This window comes from Bacteroidota bacterium, assembly GCA_018266755.1.
GTDB lineage: Bacteria > Bacteroidota > Ignavibacteria > Palsa-1295 > Palsa-1295 > JAFDZW01.
In genome coordinates this window covers 546,176-572,633 of record JAFDZW010000001.1, presented here as the reverse complement: position 1 = coordinate 572,633, position 26,458 = coordinate 546,176, and the positions used below count along the sequence as shown (strand labels likewise).

The 26,458-nt window shown below is 54.8% G+C and carries 11 protein-coding genes; all 11 read right to left on the bottom strand.

The window, feature by feature from the left end:
• Nucleotides 1-51 precede the first annotated feature (51 nt).
• Nucleotides 52-975 carry a hypothetical protein gene (locus JSS75_02200; protein MBS1902501.1) on the bottom strand — a complete coding sequence of 308 codons (924 nt, stop codon included), beginning with the start codon at nucleotides 973-975 and terminating at the stop codon, nucleotides 52-54.
• Between the two features lie 132 nt (nucleotides 976-1,107).
• Nucleotides 1,108-4,374, bottom strand: coding sequence for a T9SS type A sorting domain-containing protein (locus JSS75_02195; GenBank protein MBS1902500.1), 3,267 nt, complete (start codon nucleotides 4,372-4,374; stop codon nucleotides 1,108-1,110).
• 47 nt (nucleotides 4,375-4,421) lie between these two features.
• Nucleotides 4,422-7,682, bottom strand: a complete 3,261-nt coding sequence (locus JSS75_02190) for an IgGFc-binding protein (GenBank protein ID MBS1902499.1) — start codon at nucleotides 7,680-7,682, stop codon at nucleotides 4,422-4,424.
• Nucleotides 7,683-7,844: 162 nt separating this feature from the next.
• On the bottom strand, nucleotides 7,845-11,156 hold the full coding sequence (locus tag JSS75_02185; GenBank protein MBS1902498.1) for an IgGFc-binding protein: 3,312 nt from the start codon (nucleotides 11,154-11,156) through the stop codon (nucleotides 7,845-7,847).
• 4 nt (nucleotides 11,157-11,160) lie between these two features.
• Nucleotides 11,161-14,427 (bottom strand): IgGFc-binding protein, encoded by a 3,267-nt coding sequence (locus JSS75_02180; GenBank protein ID MBS1902497.1) that lies wholly within the window; start codon nucleotides 14,425-14,427, stop codon nucleotides 11,161-11,163.
• Nucleotides 14,428-14,433: 6 nt separating this feature from the next.
• The gene (locus tag JSS75_02175; GenBank protein ID MBS1902496.1) at nucleotides 14,434-17,253 is read right to left on the bottom strand and encodes an IgGFc-binding protein; all 2,820 of its coding nucleotides are present in this window, start codon (nucleotides 17,251-17,253) and stop codon (nucleotides 14,434-14,436) included.
• Nucleotides 17,254-17,494: 241 nt separating this feature from the next.
• Entirely contained in the window at nucleotides 17,495-20,713 is a 3,219-nt protein-coding gene (locus JSS75_02170; GenBank protein ID MBS1902495.1) for a hypothetical protein, read from the bottom strand.
• 171 nt (nucleotides 20,714-20,884) lie between these two features.
• Complete coding sequence (rpmI, locus tag JSS75_02165; protein ID MBS1902494.1) at nucleotides 20,885-21,079, bottom strand: 50S ribosomal protein L35; 195 nt, start codon at nucleotides 21,077-21,079, stop codon at nucleotides 20,885-20,887.
• Between the two features lie 33 nt (nucleotides 21,080-21,112).
• Entirely contained in the window at nucleotides 21,113-21,784 is a 672-nt protein-coding gene (locus JSS75_02160) for a translation initiation factor IF-3 (GenBank protein MBS1902493.1), read from the bottom strand.
• 203 nt (nucleotides 21,785-21,987) lie between these two features.
• On the bottom strand, nucleotides 21,988-23,925 hold the full coding sequence (gene thrS / locus JSS75_02155; GenBank protein ID MBS1902492.1) for a threonine--tRNA ligase: 1,938 nt from the start codon (nucleotides 23,923-23,925) through the stop codon (nucleotides 21,988-21,990).
• Nucleotides 23,926-24,557: 632 nt separating this feature from the next.
• Nucleotides 24,558-26,450, bottom strand: a complete 1,893-nt coding sequence (locus tag JSS75_02150; protein ID MBS1902491.1) for an ABC-F family ATP-binding cassette domain-containing protein — start codon at nucleotides 26,448-26,450, stop codon at nucleotides 24,558-24,560.
• Nucleotides 26,451-26,458 lie beyond the last annotated feature (8 nt).

Sequence of the window (26,458 nt, the reverse complement as noted above, 5' to 3'; positions counted from 1 at the left end):
TCATATCGCTTAGAGCCCGACTTGCGCCTGAAGTTTAACTCCGCTGATCGATCAGCGCCAACTGATGTGCGTCGATGTATTGTCGATCTGCACGTTCGGGTCGGTAATGAACGTCCGGATATCGACGATCGACGCGCCGCTGACGAACGGGACCAACTTCACGGTACTGTTATTCGCATACACCGCAACGAACTTGCTATCCGGCGACCAGGTCGGGAAACGCGCCGTATTGATCCACGTAATGCTCGAATCGGTGAGTTGCTTGAGCGAACTCGACGAACCGTCGAGAAGCATCGTATACACGTACCCGTTCATGACAAATGCGATATGACCGTCGCCCGAGACGTTCGGATACTGCGGCTTGTTAAGCCCGCTTCCGATCGGTGTCGCCGTCTTCGTAGTAATGTTCAACTCGTAGAGGCCGGGATTGAGCGACACGTCGCCCTGAACGATCAGCCGGCCCGTGCTTGACCATGACGGACAGCGATACCCGGCAGGATTCGATCCCGAATACTCCCACGATGCAATGACATTACCGTTCAAGCGATCGACAACATAGAGATTGCCTCCGATGCCCTCGTACGCAACATACTTGCCGTCGGCAGATGCGCGCGGATTGCCGAAGTAATCGTCGTGATGATCCTCGAACGGGACGTCAAGATTCTGCTTGACGATCAACCTGCGCCCCGTACCATCGGGGTTTCCTTCGATCAGATCGCCCGAATTGTCGCGGTACACCAATTTCCCGTCGTGGGTACGATCGGGTGCATAGCCGAAGAATGGGTTCGTCACTTTCTTGGTATCGAGATCGACCGTCGTAACGTAATCCGACGAGTCGGATACATTCAGGTCGATGATCCCGGTCGGGACGGGGGTAGAATTCGATGGGTCCGACGATGTAGAGCTCGAACTGCACGCGGCAAACACAAGCGGTGCAGCAACGATAGCGATGGCACAAACGGAGCGAAACGTCATAACTGAATGGGTTCGTGAGACTACAAATATAAGGCATCGCCTCCCCACACCCAAGCCCCGCTCAGCGAACGAGCTTCGCCGAGCGGACGACAGACCTCCATTGTAACTGGTGCAGCACCCCCGTTGTCATCTTCAGCGCAGCTTGTTTATTGGTAACGAATACATCCGGCCGTCGGCAACGAGCTTGACGAAGTACGTGCCGCTTGCGAGCTGCGGTAGGGGCCACACGATCTCGTGATCGCCTTTTGCAATTGCCTCCGCCGCCGTGTGCTGGACTTCGCGACCCAGCACATCATAGATCACAATCTGAGTGATGCTCGGGCTGGCTGTTCCACTGTGTATCACGAGTGCGTTACCAATGAAATACGCTGTGAACCTGCCGTCGGCCGAACTACTCATAGCAACACCGTCGCGGTCTTTGCTATCGAACGAGCCGGTGATGTCGATGACCGTGCTGTCGAGCCGGCCACCTGGGTAGTCAAATGTTGCGCGTAACTGTGCGTGTCTGGGGTAGGTACCTTTTGTGAGATCCGGTGCCCAGATATAGTCCACCCACAAGGTATCGCCAACATTCATAACGAAGCCTTCAAGCGGCTGATAGTAGTATTTATTTGCAACGATGTGGAATTCAGATGAGTCGGCTTCGTCAAAGAACACCCGCTGGACATGGGTCGGTGCAGTAGCACCGCCCAGCAGATTCACTCGACGATAGGATTGCGGGGAGGCTGCGAGTGTATCAACATAGTCCACTTGCGTCTTGCGGTCCCACTTGACGCCTGGAATGATGCCGGTGCCTTTGAGTGCGCTCCAGCGTTTGATCGAGTCGCGCATCGAACCCGTTACATCCGTTTGCCAGATGACAGACGCGGAATCGTGGCCGACGACGCTCGGAGTGAAGCAGAACGATACCCGCACGTACTGACCGGGCTGTAAGATTACGGGTAAGCGGTTCTTATTGTACTTCGACGAGCCGTCCCACGAGAAATCCTTATTGCCGAACAGGCTCGCGTTGATGATCGTATCGGTCACGGTGATTGGTATATTACCTATATTGCTTACCGTTACGGTATCGCACTTTGAATTACCGACCACAACCAAACCGAAGTCTTTGTCGGTCGCGTAGAGCAACGGCACGCCCACGGGCCCGACGAGCGTGATGGGTGCCTTAAAGCATGGTGTGGTAAGCACGAGCGAGTCCAGATGGACAGGGGGATTGTACTCATCGATCTTCGTATCTCGCGGACGGAAGCAGAGATCAACCGTTAACGTATCGCCACTTGCCAGACTCACCGGGAGCTTCGGCGTCGTATTGTCGATGTAGTAGGCCGGGTCGTTACGTTTAAGAGAGATGTCGGTTATTTGCAGCGGCGGATCACCCGGTTTTCCGTTGTTCACGTACTGAATCGTGACACAATTCGAAGATCCGATCGCAGTTGGCTGGAACACCATCGAGTCAGCCCTATACGTTAGCCCTTGCGACCCCATGACTGCCATCTTGATCGTACGGTAGTGCAGGTCCACGATAACGCTGTTGCCATTGTTGTCGAGAATGTAGATCGGCCCATACGCAGAATCCAACGGATTGCTCACGAGGACGTCAAAGCAATAGACCGAGTCGGTGCCAGGCAGATCGATCTCGCGCGTGACGTAAGGATCGACCGAAGGATCGAACTGGACGTTGTAGTACTTTCTCCCTGGTCGAACGAAATCTCCGGCAGCGTCATCAAGTATTTGTATCGATTTTATTCCCGAAGAAAGGCCGGAATGGTCTCGAACACAGACATGCCATGTTGCACAGCTTGTGTCAACAGTGACGCTCATGTTCGCCGAGCTATCACTGATTGCACAGCCGACGGGCGCTGCGTAGCTGAAGAAGAAATCGTCACCATCCATATCCCCGAGATCGCGATCGGGATCGATAGCACGAAAACCGTATTGATAGACCATGAACGGCATCGATCCTGTCGTGGTCATATAGTATGAACCGGGGCCGACGGAGAGTGTCAGCCCGATGAGATCCGGTGCGTTCGGGATAGCGTTATAGCGCGATTTCACTGCAAGTCCGCTGCTTCGTACGGAAACCAACTTCCCGGCGTTTGTTGCAACGAACAACGAATCGTTGTCGAAGTCCACCGCTCGGCATATCACATTCACGTAATATCCTTGCATGATCTCGAACGTATTGTTCGGGACGTACCAAAGATAGGACGACTTCCATCTGGAGCGCGGCACCAGTGTCATGATCGATGGAGACGAGAATGGCGATGTCGATCCCTGATACCGATGCTCCGCAGCAATGACCCCGAACTTCTGTCCGTTGGTCGAATGGTATTCGACGGGTCCGGTCACGTTCGAATCCTGATGCACGCTGTATGGCCCGGCGCCCATCGCGGCAACCGAACCGCCCGTACCAACGACGACTGCGCCGAGCGTGTCGGTCGCCGCAGTGACGACATACGAGTCGCCTGCGAACTGTGTCGTCTGAGTCACGGGCCGATAGAATGGTATCGAATAATATCCGGCAGTGTCGAGCGCGCTGCTTGGGAGCATCTGCTCAATCATAAAGTCGCGTCCGTCGAGGGCTTTGCCCTGCCCTGGGTCCGGATTGCCGCCATCGACAAAACCATTCTCGTTACCAGCGATCACTGCGATTGATTTGTTCGCAACGATGGATGTACCGCTGAGGTCGAACGACGCATCCGTTCCCGTTGAATAGAACGTGTATGCTTGTCCTCGGTTGAGTGTAATCTTATACGGATGCGGATCGAGCCGGTTGCTTTGTGCGCCGGTGAGAAATCCGATGTGCCCGTCAGCCGTCGTTGTCGACGGTGTAATGGTTACCGTCGTATTATCATACGCCGCGATCACCTGTGCAACGCTCCGACCATTTTCGTTGCTGAGCGTGCCGTTCGCGTAGCCATTTGGATTGTCGTGGTACGTAAGCACCGTATATCGGGTGCCAAGCACGGGCGTCGGCAGCGCGAGATACGACCCACCGGAACACGCACCCGTACTGAAGAAGGTAACGGAAATATTCCTATTTGAAGTAATATGACAGGTCGTATATGCGATCCCACCAGTCGTCGAGTCCGGTCTCATATGAGCAACATCGAGCGGCACCTGCACACTACGCCGAGCGAGCACATTATATGTCTGTTTGTTGATCTCGTTTCCGTTATCATCAAAATAGCCCACGGTTACAACGCTTGCATCGTAGGACGTGATCAACGCATAGACGCCATAGAACCCAGTGATATTGCGCCCCAAGAAGTTGATGGTCTGTCGATTGATCGACGGCGTGAGTAAACCGAGATAAAAATCCCGTCCGTCGCTCGATTGCGAGTACGACGGCATCGCTGCTGTAAGCAGCAGCAACAGACTGATCACATATTTCTTCATCGATGTCAGGCTTGAGATGATGTTATTCGAGAGTTCGGTTGTCTCGTCTATCGACTGATCAGAAGCTTTTCGCTCCTGATCAGATCGTTGTGTGTACTGCGGACAATATACACACCTGTCGCAAGGTTGGGTAACACAAATTTTGCCATTTCGTCCTGCGCCAACATCACCCCAGGCCAGCGTGCGACAACGTGACCGAGCAGATCGCACAGCTCGATATCGTTCGAACCTGCAAGCTCCTGCGGTACGCGGACAAAGAGCGAACCGGCAGAAGCCTGTACCGACAGCCGCCCGGGTTTCGCCGGAGGCGTGGGAATGACATCGGCATAACGTACGTCGAACGTCCCGAAGACCTTCATGAACGCAGTATCGGCGATAGTCTCGGTGTCGTTGAGCCAATACGATGCGTATGCTCGGGTCAGGCGTTGAGCGTACCGATCGGGGTACGGCTTAGTCACGTCAGGACTCCAACCAAGATCGACCCAAATGCTGGAGTTCGGCCCCATGCCGAAATTCCAGAGCGGCGAATAGCCAAGCTGATTGCCGACGATCGCAAACTCGCTCTGGTCGCCGCCGATGAACCCGACTCTCGTCACGACCGCGGCGGTGGTCGATTGGTTCGACAATATCGCACGACGGATGCCAACAGGTGAATTCGTGAGCGAATCGGCAAAAATGAAAATCTCATCCCCCGACCATGTGAGCACCGGCCGCACGCCTTTGCCTTGCAAGTAGGAGAAACGTTTGATGGAATCGGTCAGCGGCGGTGCGACGTCAGTAAGCCACTCGATTGTGTCGTTGAATGTGCCGATGCTATCGGGACGGAAGCAGACACCGAACGCTACACTGTCGTGCGGACGCAGATAGTACGGCAGGCGCGGGAGTCCGGCAGTATCCAAATGGAAGCGGCTTCCCTGCGTCGAGACGGCGGAGCGAAGTGTGATCGCAACATTACCGACGTTTCGAACCACGACCGTCGTGCATTTACGGTCTCCGATCTTGCTGACAAGATTTCGGAGATCGGTCGCAGCGATCCGAGGCATACTCCCCTGCGCAGTGATCGGGATCTTCGAGAGCGGGCACGATGTGGTGATGCGGAGTTCGTTGTACGCCGGCATCGTATCGAGCGCCGTGAAGCAGATCGTCGCAGTGAGTGAATCGCCGGGACTCAGTACGAGCGGAGGTGCGGGACTGACGTTCGTCAGTCTGATAGCGGATGAGGTCGTCGCCAATCGAACATCACTGACCGTCTCGCCCGCCGAGCCTTTGGATGCATTATTATACAGACGAACAGTCACGCATGTGTCGTGTGGGACAAGCACCTGCGGGAACACGATTCCGCCGGTCGGCCCCTGCCAGCTTTGTGGGATGTCGAGCGTCAAGCGTGTCCCCGTGGATCGAAGGTCGAGCGAGTACCAGTTGCCCTCTGAGTTAAGTACGTAGACGACCGCCCTCGCGCTATCGAGCGGTTGGATTGCCTGAACATCGAAGCAGTACGTCGTATCGTTGCCGCTGAGGTTCAGTTCGCCTGTCCCGTTCACGTCGATTGTCGGATCAAACTCCGTATTATACGATATCCCACCGCTCGTAGTGAACGTACCGATTGTGTCACGCAGCAACGACACCTGCCGAATGCCGTGCGACGTATGGACGCATACGTGCCAAGTAGCACAACCGGTGTCGACCGTCGCGCCCATCGGAATCTGTTTGCCCGGCAGATCGAAGCCTACGGGCAACGAGTACGCGAAGAAATGGTCGTCACCGCAGAAGTCACCGAGGTCGCGGTCGGGGTCGATCGCGCGGAAGCCATAGTTATAGATCATGAACGGGTGTGTGTTACCCGTATCGGCAGTAGCATAATATGCGCCCGGACTGAGCGCAATACTATAGCCGACAAGATCTGGATAATCCGGGATAGTGGCATATTTCCTTTTGACAGCCAATCCATTCGGAAGTGGCGCCAGCTTGCCCCCGTTGACCCCGATAAGTATCTTATTGTTATCGTAATCGCTACGATTACAAATCAGATTGATATAGTAGCCTTGCATAATTTCGAACGTGTTGTTCGGGACGTTCCATAAAAACGACTTCTTCCATCTCGATTTCGGAATGATCGTCGTCTGGCTCGGAGCCGGATACGGCGCACCGCCGCCTTGCATACGTTGATCGTACATTGCTACGCCTATCTTCGTACCGTTGGTCGAACTAAAATCGACCGGCGACGTCCAGTTGAGCAACTGCGGTGGGGGCACCTGATATTCCGCGATGCCTTTGTAGAAACGGCCTCCATCATTCATCTTAATATCTGAACCTGCAGGCCCGCTACCACCCAACTCTTTGATTACACCGGTAAAAACCTGATACTCGTCACCTTCACCGGCATTGAACGGAGCCTGTGAATCGACAAAAGGAATCGATACGTAGCCCACCGAATCCCAGTATTCAACCGGGATCATCTGCTCGACCATATAGTCACGCGCTTCGAGCGTGCGCGCACCGCCCGGTTGCGGGTCGGAACCGTCGGTAAATGCATTCTCATGCCCGGCGATGACTGCTACCGGCTTATCGGCAATAACGGTCGAGTTCGAGATGTCGCATCCCGAACCGTCGGCTGCGCCCTTGACCATGTAACACTGCCCACGATGGAGATTTATTGTGAACGGCTGAGGAACACCCGTCGCACCGCTTCCGCAGTTCACACCGGCATGCTTCTTTTTCGTGGTCGAACTCGGGGTGATTACAACAGTGGTACTATCAAACGCTGCGATGACCATGAAGTAGCCGGAGGCATCTTCGTTCGAGAGAGCACCGCCGACACCGCCTTCGTTATCATGATAGCTCTCGACGACGTACGTTTTCCCGAGCATCCCTGTCGATAGCGCAAGATAACTTCCGCCGGAGCACGAGCCAGTGCTGAAAAACTGTACGTTGACCGGCTTCTTCGCCATGATGTGGCAGGACTTGTATTCGGCGATCTCGCCCGGCTCGGTCATGCGCATGTGCGCAATGTCGAGCGGGACCTGCACTGAGCGGTGTTTCGCCACATTGTAGGTCTGCTGGTTGATCTCGTTACCGTTGTCGTCGAAATAGCCGAGGGTGATGACGTTGTCCTCATAGCTCGAGATCAGTGCGTACACGCCGAAGAATCCCTGGACGTTTCGTCCGAAGAAGTTTATCGACTGTGCATTGAACGAGGGATAGAGCAAGCCGAGATAGAAATCTTTGCCGTCTGCATTGAGACCCTGAGACCACGATCTCACCGAAGAACCAAGTACGATCGCAAGAACAAGAATGAGTATGCGTTTCATAGTCGAACCGAGGGGGATAGTAGAAGCTACTCCTGGAGGAACAACCGTCTACTACCCCGTTTGTTACACTGACATTACTTAAATGCAAGTCGGCAGCGTGCCGCCGGCTTGTTATTGTCCCCTAAAGGACACCTGAATATCCGACACGTGACACAGTATTTCTCATTTTTCTATGAGAATTTTTCCAACAGCCGTTTTCCCGTCAATACCAACTGCGCGAAGCGAATACATCCCCGATGGCAGCGTTGGTACCGAACAGACGGAGTAGCCGCTGGCAGACACCGGCAAATCTTCGGCTTCGGCACGCCAGATCCTTCTGCCGAGCAGATCGAACAGTTCGAGCCGGGCGTCATGGAAATCTGTGGGGATGCGAACTACGAGCCTCCCATCTACGACAAATGCCTGCACCTGCGCCGCAGATTGTTCAGCAACATGGGTCGGAACCCCTTGACCTGTACTTACGAATTTCCGGACAAGCACTATCACCGTGCTGTCTACCCCTCCACCGGACTGGTCGAACGTCGCCACCAGCAACGCTATTCGGTCTCGAAATTTGTTCGGATACGGAATCGTCAGATCAGCTTGCCAATCAACGTCGACCCAAATGGTATCTCCAACCTGAATATCCAGATCCGCCAGAGGATAGTAGTTCAGCTTGTTTGCGCCAAGTTGGAATTCCGCAGCATCCTGCCCCTCAAGCAGTGTTTGCCGCAAGTGTACTTTCGAAGTCCCTGTCTGTATCAATAGAACTCTAACTCGGTCGCTGATGGGTGTTATCGAAGAGTCTTCCATTCGGATGCTGCTGTCAGGATCCCAAAGTAATCCGGGTGCGATCCCCGTGCCTCTGAGGCCACTCCACGCCTTTACTGAATCCTTCAGTCCACCTTGCACATCGGTTTTCCAATCAACTGCGGTGGAGTCGTATCCTTTCACGCTCGGAGTGAAGCAGAAGCTGACGCGTACGAACTGTCCAGGCTGCAGGACGACCGGCAACCGGTTTTTGTTTAATCTCGACGATGCGTCCCACGTGAAGTCGTTGTTATTGTGGAAGACGCTCTGTAGTATCACCGTATCGGTAAGTGTGAACGGAACATTCCCGATATTACGCACTGTCACAGAATCACACTTGGAGCTGCCGATCACCACCCTCCCGAAATCTTTGTCTGTCGCATGGATCAGCGGCAGAGCCAGCGGACCTACCAACGTAATAGGGGCACGCAGACACGGTGTGGATACCACCAACGAGTCAACATATAAAGGAAATGAATCGGTGCGAGTTGAAATATTCTGTGGATGGTAGCACACGGTAACTGCAAGTGTATCTCCCGGCGCGAGCATGACAGGGAGTGCAGGTTTTATACTCGTGATCGAATAATTACCGTCACTATGTAACAGGGTTACATTATCCACTTCGATGTTGGGTTCGCCCGGCTTCCCTGAGTTGACATACGACATTGTTGCGCACGAACTCTCCCCGGAGCGAGTCGGTGGGAAGACGATACTGTCGCGCTGATTCGGATAATTCGGTACAACCCCAATAGTGATGTTCGGCTTCTTGTAATGTAATTCGATCAGCCGCCCGTTGCCCTCGTTATCGACGATGTAGATTGGTGCGTACGCCGAATCGAAAGGGTTCGATATCCATACATCGAGGCAGTACACGGAATCGTTGCCCGTCAGTGCGATCTCGCGGGTGCCGTTCGGATCAACCGATGCGTCGAACCGCACATTGTGATATTGATAGCCGGGCTTGATCCGATTCCCGTTGATATCATCCACGATCTCGATCGCCTTGATGCCCGGATTCTTGCTGCGACTGTCATGAATACAGAGATGCCATCTCGCACAGAGCGAATCGACCGTGACACTCAGCCGTTCGTTCGAATCGCCGTGCATTGAGAAACCGGACGGACTGGCATAACTAAAAAAGAAATCGTCGCTGTCCATATCCCCGAGGTTGTTATCGCTATCCACTGCCCGGTTACCGTAGGCATAGGCCATAAAGGGTTGGACAGCTCCGGTATCGGCAGTAATGTAGTACGATCCTGGTCCGATAGCGAACGTATAACCGACTAACTCCGGGAATTCAGGTATCACCGAATATATCTTCTTTGTGGCTAACCCAGCCGGCAAGGGCGTAAGTTTGCCCCCGTTAATGCTCAACAACAGCTTTCGATTGCTAAAGTCCGACCTGTTGCAGATCAGGTTCACATAATATCCTTGCAACACCTCGAACGGGTTGTTCGGCACATAGAACAAGTACGACGATTTCCACCGCGATTTCGGAATGATCGTCAACTGGCTCGGTGCCGGATACGGTGCGCCTCCACCATGCATCCGCTGATCGTACATCGCCACGCCTATCTTTGTACCGTTTGTCGAATAGCAATCGATTGGCGACATCCAGTTGATCACCTGCGGCGGAGGGATCTGGTATTCACCTATACCATTGTAGTCGCGGATATGATTGTTTATGGTGACATTCGAACCACCAGGTCCGCCACTACCCAACTCTTTTATTACACCCGTAAAGAACCGATACTCGTCACCTTCACCGGCATTGAACGGAGCTTGTGAATCGATGAAGGGAATCGAGATATAGCCCATCGTATCCCAGTACTCGACCGGCAGCATCTCCTCGATCATAAAATCGCGAGCGTCGAGCAGGTGCTTTCCGCCCGGATTCGGGTCGGAGCCATCGGTGAATACATTTTCGTGCCCGGCAAGCACGGCGACCGGCTTATCCGCGATGACAACCGAGTTCGACAGATCGCAATCCGACCCATCGAGAGCACCTCGGACAAGGTAGCATTGACAGCGCGAAAGTGATACCGTGAACGGTCGCGGCGTACCGCTGGCTCCGTTGCCACAGTTTACACCTGCATGGCCGCCGGCGGTTGTGCTGCTTGGAATGATCTGCACATGAGTCCCATCGAATGCGCCGACGACCATAAAGTATCCGGCTGACGGTTCGTGGGTCATGACGCCACCGATCCCGTCTGAGTTGTCACGATAGCTTTGTATGACATACGTTTTCCCCAACGCGGCAGTCGTTGCCGCCAGGTAACTGCCTCCGGCACACGCGCCGGTGCTGAAATACGTCACGGCTATCGGTCGGTTCGCCGAAAGATGGCACGCTTTATACTCCGCCACCTCACCCGGCAGGCTCATGCGCATCTTGCTCAGATCAAGCGGGATCTGCACCGAGCGTCGTTTTGCGATCTGATACGTCCCGCTCACATGCTCGCTTCCGTTCTGATCGAAATACGAAACCGTGACTTGGGCATCATCGTAGCTACTCACGAGCGCGTACACGCCGTAGTAGGCATTCGTAGTATTCGCGAACGTCTGTCGAACGAACGACGGCTCGACATACCCCAGATAGAAGTCTCTCCCTTCAGACGTGAGCCCCTGAGTGTGGCCGATCGAAACCGACACGACACAGACGATTAGCGCGCACAGTATACACTTCATTGTTCTATGGTGCAAGAATGATCTTGGACACATGTTGCTCCGCACGACACGAGATGCGTAGTGCATATAACCCTCCCGTGAGCTGAGGCAACGGGAGCACTACGTTGCCTTCGGTTGTGGGTTGGAAGTACTGCGGCCACATCGCGATCTTCCTGCCGAGAAGATCGAACAGCTCGAATGTAGCAGGGTCGTCCGCCTTGGGTGCGATACTCACAACGAGATATTTCCCTACCACCCGAACGGTGGGCGGCGTATGCAGTTCGTCGCCAACTGACACCGACGACGATTGCTCCTTGAACGTCCCGGTAAGCGCTACGACATCCGAGTCGACCCGAGTCCCGGCTTCGTTGTTGAACGAGACGACGAGCAACGCATGGCGAGCGACGTTTGCCCATGCCCGCGACAGATCCGGCGAATACCGTACTTTCTGCCACATCATCTCGCCCGAAGTCAGGTTGAAGTTTCGCGGAGGATCGATCCCGCGTTGATTTTCCGCAATTTGGAATTCCGCTGCGTCCGGTCCACTCAGGTGAATATCGCGAATGAACGCCGTAGTTGAGCGTGCATTCCAGAGGGTTGCGATCCCAATTCCTTCGACGGGATTAATCGTCGTATCGGCAGCGATCGTGAGCGAGTCGCTCGTCCATTGAACATCCTGATTCTGTCCGAAGCCAGTAAGCATCGAGAAGGTTTTCAGTCCGTACGTACTCTGATTCTTCTGATCGGTGACCCAATCGATCCGAGCCGAATCGGCCGATGCACCGTTCGGACGGTAGCAGACAGTAATCGTGTCGATCCGACCGGGCGTCAGTACCATCGGCAATCGGCTGAGGCTTTGCGGATCGATGGAGTAATGGACGGTATCGCTGAGTATACCCTTCACGAGTGTAAATGGTATTGCACCGATATTCGTCACGGTAAGCGGCTTGCACGACGTCTTCCCGATACCGAGCGTTCCGAAGTTCAGATCGGTTGCGGTAATCACCGGATAGCCGGATGTACCGCGAAGCGTCACGTCGGTCTCGCCGCACAGGGTCTGAATGTGTAGCATCCCATTGGCAGTGTCGGTAGCCGATGGTGTATAGCAGATTGTAATCCTGAGCGAATCGCCAGGCGCAAGCATTATGGGCAGCGTCGGTGCAAGACCTGCGACAGCGAACCGAGACGTATTGTCGAGTGTGGCCGCTGTTACTATAATCGACGAATCGTCTTTGTTCCCGTTATTGATCACGAACAATGTTGCACACGTATCGCCACCAGCAAGCGTGCTCGGGAAGAAGAGCGTATCGCGGCCACTAAGATAATTCGGCGACGCAGTGATTGTTAGGTGCTTCGGCATACTGCGCAAATCGACACGGTATGAATGTCCGGCGTTATCGACGATGAACACCGAACCGTAAGCCGTATCGCCCGGAAACTCCGGATACATGTCCGCGCAGAGTTGCGTATCGAAACCACTACGAATCAGCTCGTACGGGTAGTGAGCGATCACCCCGGCATCCGTCGGATCGAAGCGAAGATTGTGCCGCGCGATCGGCATCTGAGTCAGGTAGCCGTTCGGATCGTCGGCCAATTGAAATGCTTTGATACCGGGCATGTAGATTCTGCGGTCTATTGCACAGATATGCCAATGATCACAGAGTGTATCGACCGTGACCACAAGCTTCCCTGCCGACGCAGAGTCACCCTTCGCGACGAAGCCGGCCGGAGATGCGTACGAGAAGAAGAAATCGTCACCGTCGAAGTCGCCAAGATCACGGTCGGGGTCGAATGCTCGGAAGCCGTAGTTGACCAGTTGAAACGGCTGTCCCGATGTATCGGTCAGATAATAACTCCCGGGTCCGAGCGAAAGAGAATACCCAACAAGCTCCGGTGTGTCAGGGATAACAGCATACTTCTTTTTTGTCGCCAGCCCATTGGGAAGCGGTGCGGGCTTCGCGCCGTTCACACTCACGAGTATCTTCCGATTGTCATAGCTTGAGCGAGAACAGATAAGGTTTAAATAATACCCCTGCAGGATCTCGAACTGATTATTCGGGATGAAGAATGCGTAGCTTGATCTCCACGTAGATCGAGGGATGACCGTTAGCTGGCTTGGTGCAGGATACGGGGCACCCGCGCCTTGCATTCGCTGGTCGTATTGCACAACCGCGATCTTCGTGCCGTTCGTCGAGGTGAAGTCGACCGGCGATGCCCAGTTCAACAACTGCGGCGGCGTCTTGTAGGGGGCTACGTTTGTGTACGTCTTGGTACCCGTATTCATAGATATATTCGAGGCACTCGGACCAGGGCCGCCAAGCCCAGGGATTATTCCGGTGAAGGGTTCGTACTCATCCCCTTGCCCTGCGTTGGCTGGCTCCTGCGAATCGATGAATGGCACGGAAAAATATCCCGACGTATCCCAGAATTCAACCGGCAACATCTGTTCGACCATATAGTCTCGGGCTTCGAGTGCACGTCCGCCACCCAGTTGCGGATCGCTCCCATCGGTCAGTGCATTCTCATGTCCGGCGAGAACGGCAACCGGCTTGTCGGATACGACGGTCGAGCCCGAGATATTGCATCCCGTACCACTTGCGGCACTTTTGACCATGTAACACTGTCCGCGGTTGAGGCCGATCGTGAACGGCACTGGCACTCCCGTCGCACCGGCACCACAGTTCACGCCCGTATGTCCACCGGCTGTCGTTGCGCTCGGCGTGATGGTGACCGTCGTCCCGTCAAATGCACCAATGACCATGAAGTAGCCCGCGGAGTTTTCACGAGATACAAGCCCTCCGACCCCGCCGATATTATCGTGGTAGCTCTGTACGACGTACTTCGTGCCGAGTGCAGCCGTCGAACTTGCGAGATAACTCCCGCCGGAACACGGCCCGACACTGAAATACGTAACGTTCACCGGCCCTCGCGCGCTGATATGGCAAGCACGGTACTCCGGTATTTCTCCGGGGTCGCTCATGCGCATCTGCCTGGTATCGAGCGGGATCTGAACGGCCCGCAACTTACCTACTGTATAGGTCTTCGCCGCAGTCTCGTTGCCGCTGTTATCGAAATACGAAACCGACACCTCGTTGTCGGCATAGCTCGACACGAGAGCGTACGCACCGAAGTAGCGCGTAAAGTTCGTGTCGATATGCTGGTTCAACACCGACGGAGAAAGAAATCCCACATAGAAATCACGACCGTCGGAGTTGAGGCCCTGGGCGTCGACTGTACCGATCCGGGCGGCGACAAGCGCAAGCGCTGCAGCACAGATATTTCGAATCTTCATGATGTGTTAGAAGATGATGATCGTCAATGTAGCTGGATTGTTACCTGCATCCACTCGGAGGATATACGAGCCAGCCGCAAGCGGCGGCAAATGCACCCGTAGCTCGTTGCCTGCGATACTGATTTCATCGCGAGCCCATACACCGACACAGCGTCCGAGGACATCGTAGAGCATTGCTGACGACACCGCACCGACATCTTCTGTCATCTTCACCCTTAACAGACCGTTCGTTTGTGTTGCATACATCCGGTGCAAGGACTCACCTTGAGATGAGACCAATGCCGGATTAAGTGTTGAACCACGCAACGAAGAAGTGGACTTGATCGCATACCTTACTCCATCTGCATCGGCAACGGTCCAGTACACGATAACAGTATCGCTCTTGGCAACGACCGGATGGAAGCAAAACCGGACTGGAACGCTGCCACCAGGTGGAATCGTAAACGGAAGACGGACGGTGTTCGCAGGATCCCAGGTGATCGCTCCGTCACCGACAATGCTTGTATCAGTGATGCTTATAGGGAAATCTCCAAGATTACGTAATTCGACTTCGCCGCAACCGATCGCCGAAAGCGGCACACTGTCGATGCTCAGATCTCCTGCCGAGAAACGCCCAACTCCACCGCGCGCGAAAACCCCTATATATTGGTTTGCGCATGACAATCTAACAACGAGCGAATCTGCGCGATGTACTGTATCGACCGACGAGTAACACACGGTCACAGCCAACGAATCACCATTCGAGAGTGAGACCGGAAGTGCGGGCGTGGTGGAAGCAATTCGAAAACCAGCGTCGCCATGCGTAAGAGATAATGCCTCGATGCGCACCGATGTGTCGGCGTCATGTACCGAGTAATTAATCGTTACACAAGTATCTCCGTGAAGAGAGACGACAGGGAATCGCACCGTATCATGTTGAAGAACCGTCCGAGGGATTGTCGAAACCATGACCGGCATGGGCGACCAATGAAGATGCACAATCTCCGTATTGCCTTGATCGTCATTGACCTGAACCGTCGCCTCGGCTGTGTCGAATGGGTTCTCCACCACTATATCGGCACACTCGGAGCGATTGCGTGCACCGAACGCAATCTCCCCAATCTGATCTGGAAAAATCAACGAATATAGCCGCACGTTGAACGACCGGCCGGGTTGAGGAAGGAAATCTCCTTTCGCATCATCGACGATTTGGAAACTCTGAATTGCCCGCTTTTCTCCGGTTGGAATCTGTGCGCACAGATGCCACTTCGCACAAAGTGTGTCGACGCTACTGCCGATCGACTGTCCATTCCCGGCAAGCATGAATCCAGCAGGATTCGAATAGGTCGTTGCGAAAACGGCCGGCTTGATCTTGAATGACATGCTGTCGAAGTCGTATGTCGGGTCGCCATAGTTATAGACCATGTATGGCGATGCTGTGGCACCTCGGATGAGAAGCGTGCCGGGATCTACAGCGATCGAGTATCCTGAGAGCGAATCGAAGTTCGGTATCTTCGGCCACGTCGCTCGCACAGTGCCAAATGCATTGAGTGCTACGGCCGGCGCACCATCTTTCGAGACCGTGATGTATCCTGATGTATAATCCGATGTGTTGCAGATTACATTGATAAAGTGCGAGTGTCCCTGATCGACGGAATCGTTTGGGACGTTGAGGATGTAGGTTCGCTTCCAGCGTGACATCGGGACGATCGTCATCTGTGTTGGCGCCGGGAATGGCGGTGCGCTGCCTTGCATTCGTTGATCGTATTGCACCATCGCCATCTTCACACCATTCGTTGCGTGCGCTTCAATCGGCATGGTATCACCGATGATGTCCGGTGGTGGCACAGCATACGGCGCTACGTCATCGAGATAATGGCTTGGCGTAACATTGATCTTCGTGCCCGACGGGCCCGGCAAATTTAAACTGGGAATGACGCCGGAGTAAAATGCGAACTCGTCTCCCTTCCCTGCTGACGCGCCCGGTGAATCTAGGAACGGGATGGACACGTATCCCATCGTATCCCAAATATTCACAGGCAGCATCTGCTCAACCATGTAGTTACGAGCTTCAAGTCCTGACGACCCGACGAGTGCCGGGTCACTTCCGATTGTGAACGCATTCTCATGACCGGCAATTACTACGACTGGTTTATCTGCAATAACCTGCGAATTCGACATGTCGCATCCCGACCCATCGGCCTTCCCCTTCACCAGATACGCCTGACCGTGGTTCAACCGGACGGTGAACGGCTCCTCGATGCCAGTATTTCCTGCTCCACAGTTGACCCCTTGATGTTTCTTTATCGTGGTCGAGCTCGGAATAATCGTAACCGTCGTGGCATCGAATGTTGCGATTACCATGAAGCAGCCCGAGGCGTTTTCATTGCTCAGTACACCACCGATGCCACCCTCGTTGTCGAAGTAGCTCTGAACCACGTATACCTTACCTAACGTAGCGGTCGGCAATGCGAGATAACTCTCTCCGGAATTCGAACCTGCCGAATAGAACTGGACGGTCACAGGCTTTACAGCGCGAATGTGGCACGCTTTCATTTCCGCTACCTCCCCAGGTTCTGCCATCTGCATACGCTCTATGTCGAGCGGGATACGGATACTATGTCCGCCTGCGACTGAATAGCTTGAAAAATTCACCTCGTAGCCATTATCGTCGAAGTAGTTCAGAGTGATCTGATTGTCGGAATAAGTGGATACAACAGCATACGCCTTATATAACCCTTGCAAGTTTTTACCGAAGTAGTTGACCGATTGTTTATTAAATGAAGGACTAAGTAACCCGAGATAAAAATCCCTCCCCTCATTCGAAACACCTTGTGCTTGTACCACGGGCAGGCCCAGCAACGAACATCCGAGCAACAACCATACTCGCACAGAGGGCATCAACCGACGTATAATCGAATAGGATATAGAGGAACTGTGCTTCATAGATAGCTGAGCGTTCTCAGAAGGAGAACGCTCAGCCCCCCGTCAAGTTACGAGGGAATCGGACCGAAAAATCATACGACACACGTTGAACACACTGCGGCCCAAGGTCCATCTGGACCTTGGGCCGCAGAGCAATAAGTCGTCAGCGCTTGATCACGCGGGTTGTTGCCGCGCCAAGACGCAGGATGTACATGCCAGACGGCATCGAATTCGTCGGCAACGCAAGGTAGCTGCCGTCGCCCGGCGGCGTGACGCTTCCCCAATCGGCAACCTTGCGGCCGAGCAGATCGTAGAGCGAGCACTCGAAGGCACGGTGCGCATCGTTCGCGGCGAGAATCAGGATGCGACCTTCTTGCATGACTGCATAGAGCGACCCTGGCGCGTCCGGTCGCAGCCACACGGCATCCGGCTCCAGGAAACGACCGGTGAGCGGATCGAGCAGGGTGTTGTTCTTCACGCCCGAATTCTCGATATCGTATAATGCGGATAGGAATACCGAGCGATCGGCCCACTTCGCAGGATATGGTTTCGTCAGATTCGGTGTGAACTGTACCTCGACCCACATACTATCCTTCACGTTGATGTAGAAGTTCGAAAGCGGGCTGAGCCCATATTCGTTATCCGTGATCTGAAATTCCGATGCATTCTCCCCGGTGAGGGTAATGCTATGAACTTGTATACGCTTGAGAGCGCCTCGATTCGTCAGGTAGACACGAATCTTCGGTTGCAAGGTGGGCTTGCTCGTATCGCCGAGCAGAACAACGGAACGCGGTGACCACAAAACGCTCGGATCGTACCCTTGACCGCTGAGGAACGAGATGTTTTTGGTCTCCGCAGCCAGGCGTGCATTCGGCGAAAGGTTCGTCTGCCACGTGATCGTTGCAGTATGAAATTCGCGATCGGTCGGCTTGAAGCAGACTTGTACATCGACACGATCTCCGGGTGCGAACGTTTTCGGGAGCGTCGCAAGGAATGCAGGGTCGACGGTGAACATCGGATCGCTGACGACCGCACCGGTGAGCGTGTACGGACGCGTCCCGGTGTTACTGATCGTGACTTTCCCGCAGTTAACATCGTTGGAATCCGTCGCACCGATCGCAAGGTCGGTCGCTTGGATCAAGCCAGTTGCGCCCTTCCCTTGCACCACGAAGCGGAATGTTCCGCCGCACTCTTTTGCAAAGACGATCTGCGCGGAGTAGTTGCTCGTATCGTCCGGCCGGAAGCAGATCGGTACGCGCAGCGACTGGCCTGCTTGCACGGTGATCGGGAAGTTCGTCATCGGCGGATTGATGCGCATGCTCGCCGCATCGCCTTTGACATAGATACTATCGATACCGAACGGGATCGCTTCGTTCTTCGACAATGCCGAAATATCGATATAACCGCAGCCTTCACTGTCTGCCGCAAACACCGGGAATGCGAATGTATCGGACGCGATTCGAGTCATACCGGGTGCAATCGCGGCATTGATGATCGGCTTCGAGTTCAGTGTTACCGTTTGCACGTAGCCCGAATTGTCGTAGACTGCAATGGTCCCATACGACGAATCCGCCGGGTTCGGCGTGAAGACGTCGAAGCACAATTTCTTCGCATTATCCGAACGAATGATATCGCCTTTGCCGAGCGTATCGAGCGACGGATCGAGCACGATATTCTTCGCGACCCGAGCCGTGGGATAGAACGTATTATTGGTGTAGTTCAGCAGTTCGACATAACGAACAGCGCTTGCCGAATCGCCCTTCACTTCGGCGCAGATATTCCAGTTTGCACAGTTCTGCTTGACAGACAGAGCGAGTTCGGGGTCCGGCGCGCCGATACGGTTGCATGCCATGCCCGCAGGGTTCGAGAACTCGGAGTATGTACCGAAGGTGTTGCGCATCCCTGTCACGTAGGCCATGAACTTCGGGCGAACGGTATCGGCTCCGAACGGTACGCTGTACACGTAACAGTTCGAACTCACGGGCACCGAGATTTGCGCTCCCATCAATCCTTCGCCACCGGGGACGACCCATGTCTTCTTGACAAGCAGACCGGAGCTCTGGACCGGTTGCGACGGTTTGCCATTGTAGATATTTTGGATCAACTGCCGGTTCCAATCGGACGACGAGCAGATGATATTCAAATAGTATTGCTGGTAGGCAGTCGAATTCGTATCCTTCGGAAATGCAAGCGCATACTCCGACTTCCATCCCGATTCTGCGACGATCGAAGTCATCGACGGTGCCGGGTTTGCTGCGTTCGGGGTCGTTGTTTGCATACGCTGATCGTACATCATTGCCCCGAACGGCACGCCGTTTTTCGCATGGATCACGGCCGGTGTCGAGATGCCGAGAATCCCTTGGACGGTACTCGCGAAGTAGGCGCCGTTAATATCGTATGCATTATTGATGGTCGCCACAGCAGTCTTGTCGTTGGCAACAAAAATGTGGAATTCATCGCCCGTACCGCCGGAGGTCGGAGGCGGCGAATCGATCAGCGGGATCGTGATATATCCCATCGTGTCGAAACAGTCGGACGGAATCATCTGCTCGATCATGAAGTCACGCTGCTCGACCGATGCCGTCCCGACATCGCTGCCATCGGTGTAGGCATTCTCGTGACCGGCAAGCACAACGACCGGACGGCTTGTCTCGACGAGCGAGCCCGAGATGTCGTCGGTCTCGCTCGATGCCGGCGACTTGACGAGATAACAATCGCCGCGATTGAGCACCGTCCCATACACTCGAACGGAGCCGTCTGCCTGATAGCCATGGGCGCCGACTTTTCCTGCTGCCGTCGTAACGTTGGGTGCGTATTGCACCGAAGTGCCATCTTCGGTAGCGATGATCAGGAAATATCCCGCGGTGTTCGCTCCCGGATCGTCGGGGTGTTTGAGCAAGCTGCCCAAGCCGCCGACATTGTCATGATAGGACATGACCACATACTTCTTGCCGAGGCATTGCATCGGCAGCGCGAGATACGAGCCGTCGTCGGACGGACCGGCGCTCAAAAATTGCAGTGAGATCGGAGCGTCAGAAACCACATGGCAGGCTTTGTATTCGGGCACTTCGCCGGTATCGCGCATGCGCATTTTGCGCACATCAAGCTGCACCTGAGTGCTCTGGCGGGCAGCGACCTTCACCACTTTCAGGATCTCTTCATTTCCCAGTTCATCGAAATAAGAGAATCGCACCGTCGCGCCGCTCACGGCATAGACCTCGGCGAACGCATTGAACTGGTTCGCCCCGTTCGGTACTTGCGTCACATTTCCCGGAGTCAGCAACCCAAGATAAAATTCACGACCGTCGTTGCGGATACCGCGTTGAGCAATACTTACAACGGGCAATAGAATAGCAAGTAGTACGTAGAGTGATCGTTTCATGGTTCATCAAACAACACAAATACAACACACGAATGGGGACGTGGAAATAGCGTCAGGACGCACCGCACACATGGAGAAGGACTGTGTGGGGCCTAAAAAAACAACCGGGGAGGAAAAACCGTTTGGCGGCAAGGAAGGCGCAGACCTCCCTTGCCGTACACGTTCGAACGGTTACTCGGCAAGCAGTTTCTTGATCATCTTCGAGTCGGTGCCGTTGAGGATCGCCGACTGACGGAGCGAGCGCTTGCGCTTCTGCGTCTTCGAAGTCAAGATGTGGCTATGGAACGGCTTCTCGCGCTTCACCTTACCGGAAGCGGTTACCGTAAAGCGCTTCTTCGCGCCGGAGTGAGTCTTCTGCTTTGGCATTGTCGTTTCTAGTATTTATTTACACTTCATATATTATTCTGACGCCGGAGCTTCCGCATCCGTTTCAGCAGGGGCTGGGGCCGGCGCTTGTGCGGCCGTCGCCTTTTTCAACTTCAGCGCGAATTCGGTCGGCTCGCTCGAGCGCGGCGCGTCGTTGTCGCTGCCGTCGCCGCCCTTGCCTTTGCTCTTGCCTTTGCCGGGTGAGAACACCATGGTCATGAGCTTGCCCGAGAGGCTGACGTCCTGATCGACCTTCGCGATGTCGCTCAGCGCTTCGGTGAATTTCTTCAGAAGATTCTCACCGAATTCTTTATACGCGATCTGTCGACCGCGGAATTGTACCGTCGCCTTGACCTTGTGGCCTTCTTCGATCCAGGCGCGTGCATGTCGCAGCTTGAAGTCGAAGTCGTGCGTATCGGTACCCGGATGAAAGCGCAGCTCTTTCATCAATTGCTTATGCTGCGACGCTTTCGCGACACGATCACGCTTCTGCTGCTCGTATCGGTACTTACCGAAATCCATGAGCTTGCAGACCGGCGGATCTGCCGTCGGGGCGATCTCGATGAGATCGACGCCACGCTCGCGTGCAATACGAAGCGCATCCTGCGGAGTCATCACTCCCAGTGCGCCATTTTCGTCGACGACGCGGATCTGCGGAACGCGGATCTGCTCGTTGAGTCGAACGCCGAAATTCTTGACAGGCATTTCGCGGCTGAAGCGATTCTGCCGCGGATTCGGCTTCGGTGTTAGTGTCGGAGTAAACGGTATCTTAGCCATTATTGGAGTCGTGATGGTCTAAGCATACCGAGCAAATAGTACCCAGTGTCAAATACGTTCTTGTTTAGTGTATATGTCCTTGTTCGTATGACGGATACGGGGCGGAATCACTCCCGCCCCGATCCTTGAACTCATTCCGGAATCGCGGATTCCGATGTGACAAGCGTTAATGCTTCCTCAAGCGGAATCGTTCCTAAATTCCCCTTTCCGTGGCGTCTGAGGGCCACAGAACGTGCCTCGGCCTCTTTGCCACCGACCACGAACATGATCGGCACCTTCTTGACCTCCTGGTCACGGATTCGGGCGTTCACCTTCTCGTTCGAGGCGTCGAGCACGACCCGGACTCCTTTTTCGCGAAGAATGTTCGCGATCTCCTCGGCGTAGGGGGTCTGCGCATCGGTGATCGGCAGCACTGCAACCTGCGTTGGGGCAAGCCAGACCGGGAAGTTACCGGCATAGTGCTCGATGAGCAAGCTGATGAACCGCTCGAACGAACCGAACGGTGCACGGTGGATGATCACCGGGCGATGCTTCTGGTTGTCCGCGCCGATGTACTCGAGGTTGAATCGCTCCGGCATGACATAGTCTACTTGAACCGTGCCAAGCTGCCATGAACGGCCGAGCGCATCCTTGAGCATGAAGTCGATTTTCGGCCCGTAGAACGCGGCCTCGCCGATGCCAATCTTGTAGTCAAGACCCATCGCATCGGCTGCTTCCTTTACGTCCTTTTCGGCCTGGATCCATTGCTCGTCGCTTCCACCGTACTTGGTGGTGTTGGCGGGATCGCGGAACGACAGGCGGATATTGAAGTCGTTGAAGCCGAGCGTCGTCGAAACGAACTGCGTGAGCTTGATGACGCTCATCAGTTCGTCCTTCAACTGTTCGGGCATCATGTAAATATGCGCGTCGTCCTGCGTGAACGAGCGCACGCGTGAAAGACCGTTGAGTTCACCCGACTGCTCGTAGCGATACACCGTACCGAACTCGGCGAAGCGAAGCGGTAGATCGCGATAACTGCGCGGCTTCGACGCATAGATCATATGGTGATGCGGACAGTTCATCGGCTTGAGCAGATACTGTTCGTCATCCACTTCGATCGGCGTGAACTGACTGTCTTTATAATATGGGTAGTGTCCGCTGGTCTTATACAACTCGATGTTGCCGATGTGCGGCGTGACGACTTGCAGGTAACCCGATTTCTGCTGGGCCTTGCGCAGGAAGGTCTCCAGCTGATTGCGCACGACGGCGCCGTTCGGCAGCCACACAGGCAGGCCGCCGCCGATCTTCGGCGTGATCATAAAGAGCTCAAGCTCTTTGCCAAGCTTGCGGTGGTCGCGCTTCTCGGCTTCCTCGCGCGCCTTCAAATACTCTTCAAGCTCTTTCTTCGTCGGGAAGCTGATGCCATACACGCGTGTGAGCATCGGCCGCTTCTCGTCGCCGCGCCAGTATGCGCCTGCGATCGACAGCAGCTTCGGGAATTTGATCTTCCCCGTCGACGGGACGTGGGTACCGCGACATAGATCGACGAAGTTGCCTTGCTCGTAGAACGTGACGGGCACTCCCTTGAGGCCATCGAGCAGTTCGAGTTTCAGCCAGTCGTTCTTCTCTTTGAAATATGCAACGGCCTTGTCCCATTCGATCGGGATGCGCTTGTAGGGCACGTCACGCGAGGAGAGTTCGTACATCTTCTCTTCGATCTTCACGAGATCGTCCGGCTGCAACTTCACGCCTTCCGGAAGCTGCATATCGTAGTACCAGCCGTTCTCGATCGGCGGACCGATACCAAACCGCGTACCCGGATAGAGCGCTTCGACGGCCTCGGCCATCAAGTGCGCGCTCGAATGCCAGAAGATGGACTTCCCTTCGTCGGATTCCCACTTGACGATGTTCACGGCGGCGTCTTCCGTGATAGGCGTAGCAAGATCGAGCGGCTTGCCGTTGGCGATAATGCCCAGCGCCACCTGCGCCAGCCGCGGTGAAATCGATTCGGCGATCTGCATGCCGGTGGTGCCAGCGGCGAATTCCTTCACCGCACCGTCCGGGAATGTAATTTTGATGTTCGAACTCATAGGTTGTGTGAAACAATAAACTTGGACTTTCCTCTCCGGCAGTTTTCCGGCTCGTTCTTCTCGAATGTCATTGCGAGGAGGGCTTTAGCCCGAACGAAGCAATCTGGAATCTTCGAGCTTGCACCTCGGGTCAAGTTTTTAGATTGCTTCGTCGACGCTTCGCGTCTTCCTCGCAATGGCACTGGCACGTGACGTTGCTACCAAACGCAAAACGGCAGGCCTTCTGGCCTGCCGTTCGCATCACACTTTGTGCTTGCAGAACTACGAGCAGACCCGGGCGCCGGAGGGCGTCGTGGTCGTGGTCGTAGTGTTGAAGCTATTCATCGTTAATGCTAACGCATAATTGAGACTGGGGTTCCATCGGATACATGCGTCATTCTGAGCATTCTTCTGCGACCACAGGAGCAGAAGCGAAGAATCCCTTCGGAACTGCCCGAACGGTCGTGTCTCACCGAAAGGGATTCTTCGCTTCGCTCAGAATGACATCGATCATGAAAGACACAAATGTACTGCAAAATAAGTAGCGCCGACTTCAGTCGGCGCATACGATAGGCATTCTATATGCGCACACTTCAGTTGGCGGATCCGGAGTGTCACTTGCAGGCGCCGACTAAAGTCGGCGCTACTTCGGATTACTTCGCAAACTCCGCCAACTCCATCCACCGTTCGACCTTGGCGTCGAGTGCAGTGCTGAGTGCGCCGAGTTCGTTCGAGACCGTTTGGATCAGTTCGTAATCGGAACCGGCATTCGATAGCTGCGACTCGAGTTCTGCTTTGCGTGCCTCTGCTGTTGGAATATCTTTTTCCAACTGCTCGAATTCCTTTTGCTCTTTAAAGGAGAGCTTGGCTTTCTTTGCAGGCTCTTGCGTGGCCGAAGCCGCTTGTTTCTTCGATTGTGACCGAGCATGCTCTTCAGCTTCGCGTTCTTCACGGTCGCGGATTTCGAGGAAGGCAGAGTAATCGCCGGGATATTCGCGAATGCGACCTTCGCCTTCGAAGCGGAAAATGTGATCGATCGTGCGATCGAGGAAATACCGGTCGTGGCTCACGACGACAAGCGTCCCTTCGAAATCATCGAGAAAACTTTCGAGCGCGACGAGCGTCGGGATGTCGAGATCGTTCGTCGGCTCGTCAAGGAGCAGCACATTCGGATTTGTCATCAAGAGGCGAAGCAGATAGAGTCTGCGCCGTTCGCCGCCCGAGAGCTTGCCGATGACGGAGTACTGCATCTCCGGCGCGAACAAAAATCGCTCGAGCATCTGGCTCGCGGAGATCGTCCCGCCGTCGGCGGTCGGCAGGTTTTCGCCGATCTCTTTGATGTAGTCGATCACGCGCGAGTTCTCATTGAGGTCGCGGCTTTCCTGATCGTAGTATCCGATCACGACGGACGAACCGACTTCGATCTTCCCGCTCGTCGGCTTCATGCGCTCGGAGATCATCTCGAGCAGCGTCGTCTTCCCCGAACCGTTCGGACCGATAATGCCGATGCGTTCGCCTTTGGTGACCGAGTATGTGAAGTCTTTGAGCAGAACTTTATCGCCGAACGACTTGGTCACCTTTTCGAAATCAACGACCTTCGAACCGAGCTTCCTCGGAGCGATCTTCAGCTCCAGCACTTCCTTCTCCTGATCTTGCGGCGTATTTATCAACTCTGTCGCGCGATCGACGCGGGCCTTCTGCTTCGTCGTGCGGGCCTTGGCGCCGCGCTTGAGCCACGCGAGTTCGCGCTTTGCGAGCGAGCGGCGTTTCTGTCCTTCGACCTTTCGCAGCTCTTCCTGTTCTGCCTTGCGTTCGAGGTAATACTGGTAGTTGCCGTTGAAGACCTGCGTGGTGCCGCGATCTACTTCGAGGATGTGATCGGTGACGCGATCGAGGAAGTAACGATCATGGGTGACGAGCAAGAGCGCGCCGCTGTATCGTTTCAGATATTGTTCGAGCCACGAGATCGTCTCGGCATCGAGATGATTCGTCGGCTCGTCGAGCATCAAGAGATCGGGTTGCACGATGAGCGCATGAGCGAGGGCCACGCGCTTGCGCTGACCGCCGCTGAGCGTCCCCATCTTGGCTGTGAGATCGGTAATCCCAAGTTTCGAAAGGATGACCTTCGCATTCGTCTCGACGTCCCATGCTCCGGCAGCGTCGAGCTTGGCGGCAAGTTCTGTGACACGGCGCGTAACTGCTGCATCGCCGTGACTATGAATCAGGTCTTCGCAGGCCTGCTCGTAATCGTGTATGAGCGAGAGCGCTTCGGAGTTACGCGAGAAGATCGCATCGAGCACGGTGTGCTCGGGATCGAAGATCGGGTTCTGTGGCAGATATCCGACGTGGCTCGACTCTGCAACGACGACCTCGCCGCTATCGGGGATGACTTCGCCGGAGACGATTCGCATGAGCGTACTCTTGCCACTGCCGTTCGTACCGATGAGCCCGAGTCGTTCGGACCAGTCGATGCTGAACGTGACGTCGCTAAAGAGCGGCTTGTACCGAAAGTCCTTGCTGACTTTGTTAACCGAAAGAACAGGCATGTGCGCGA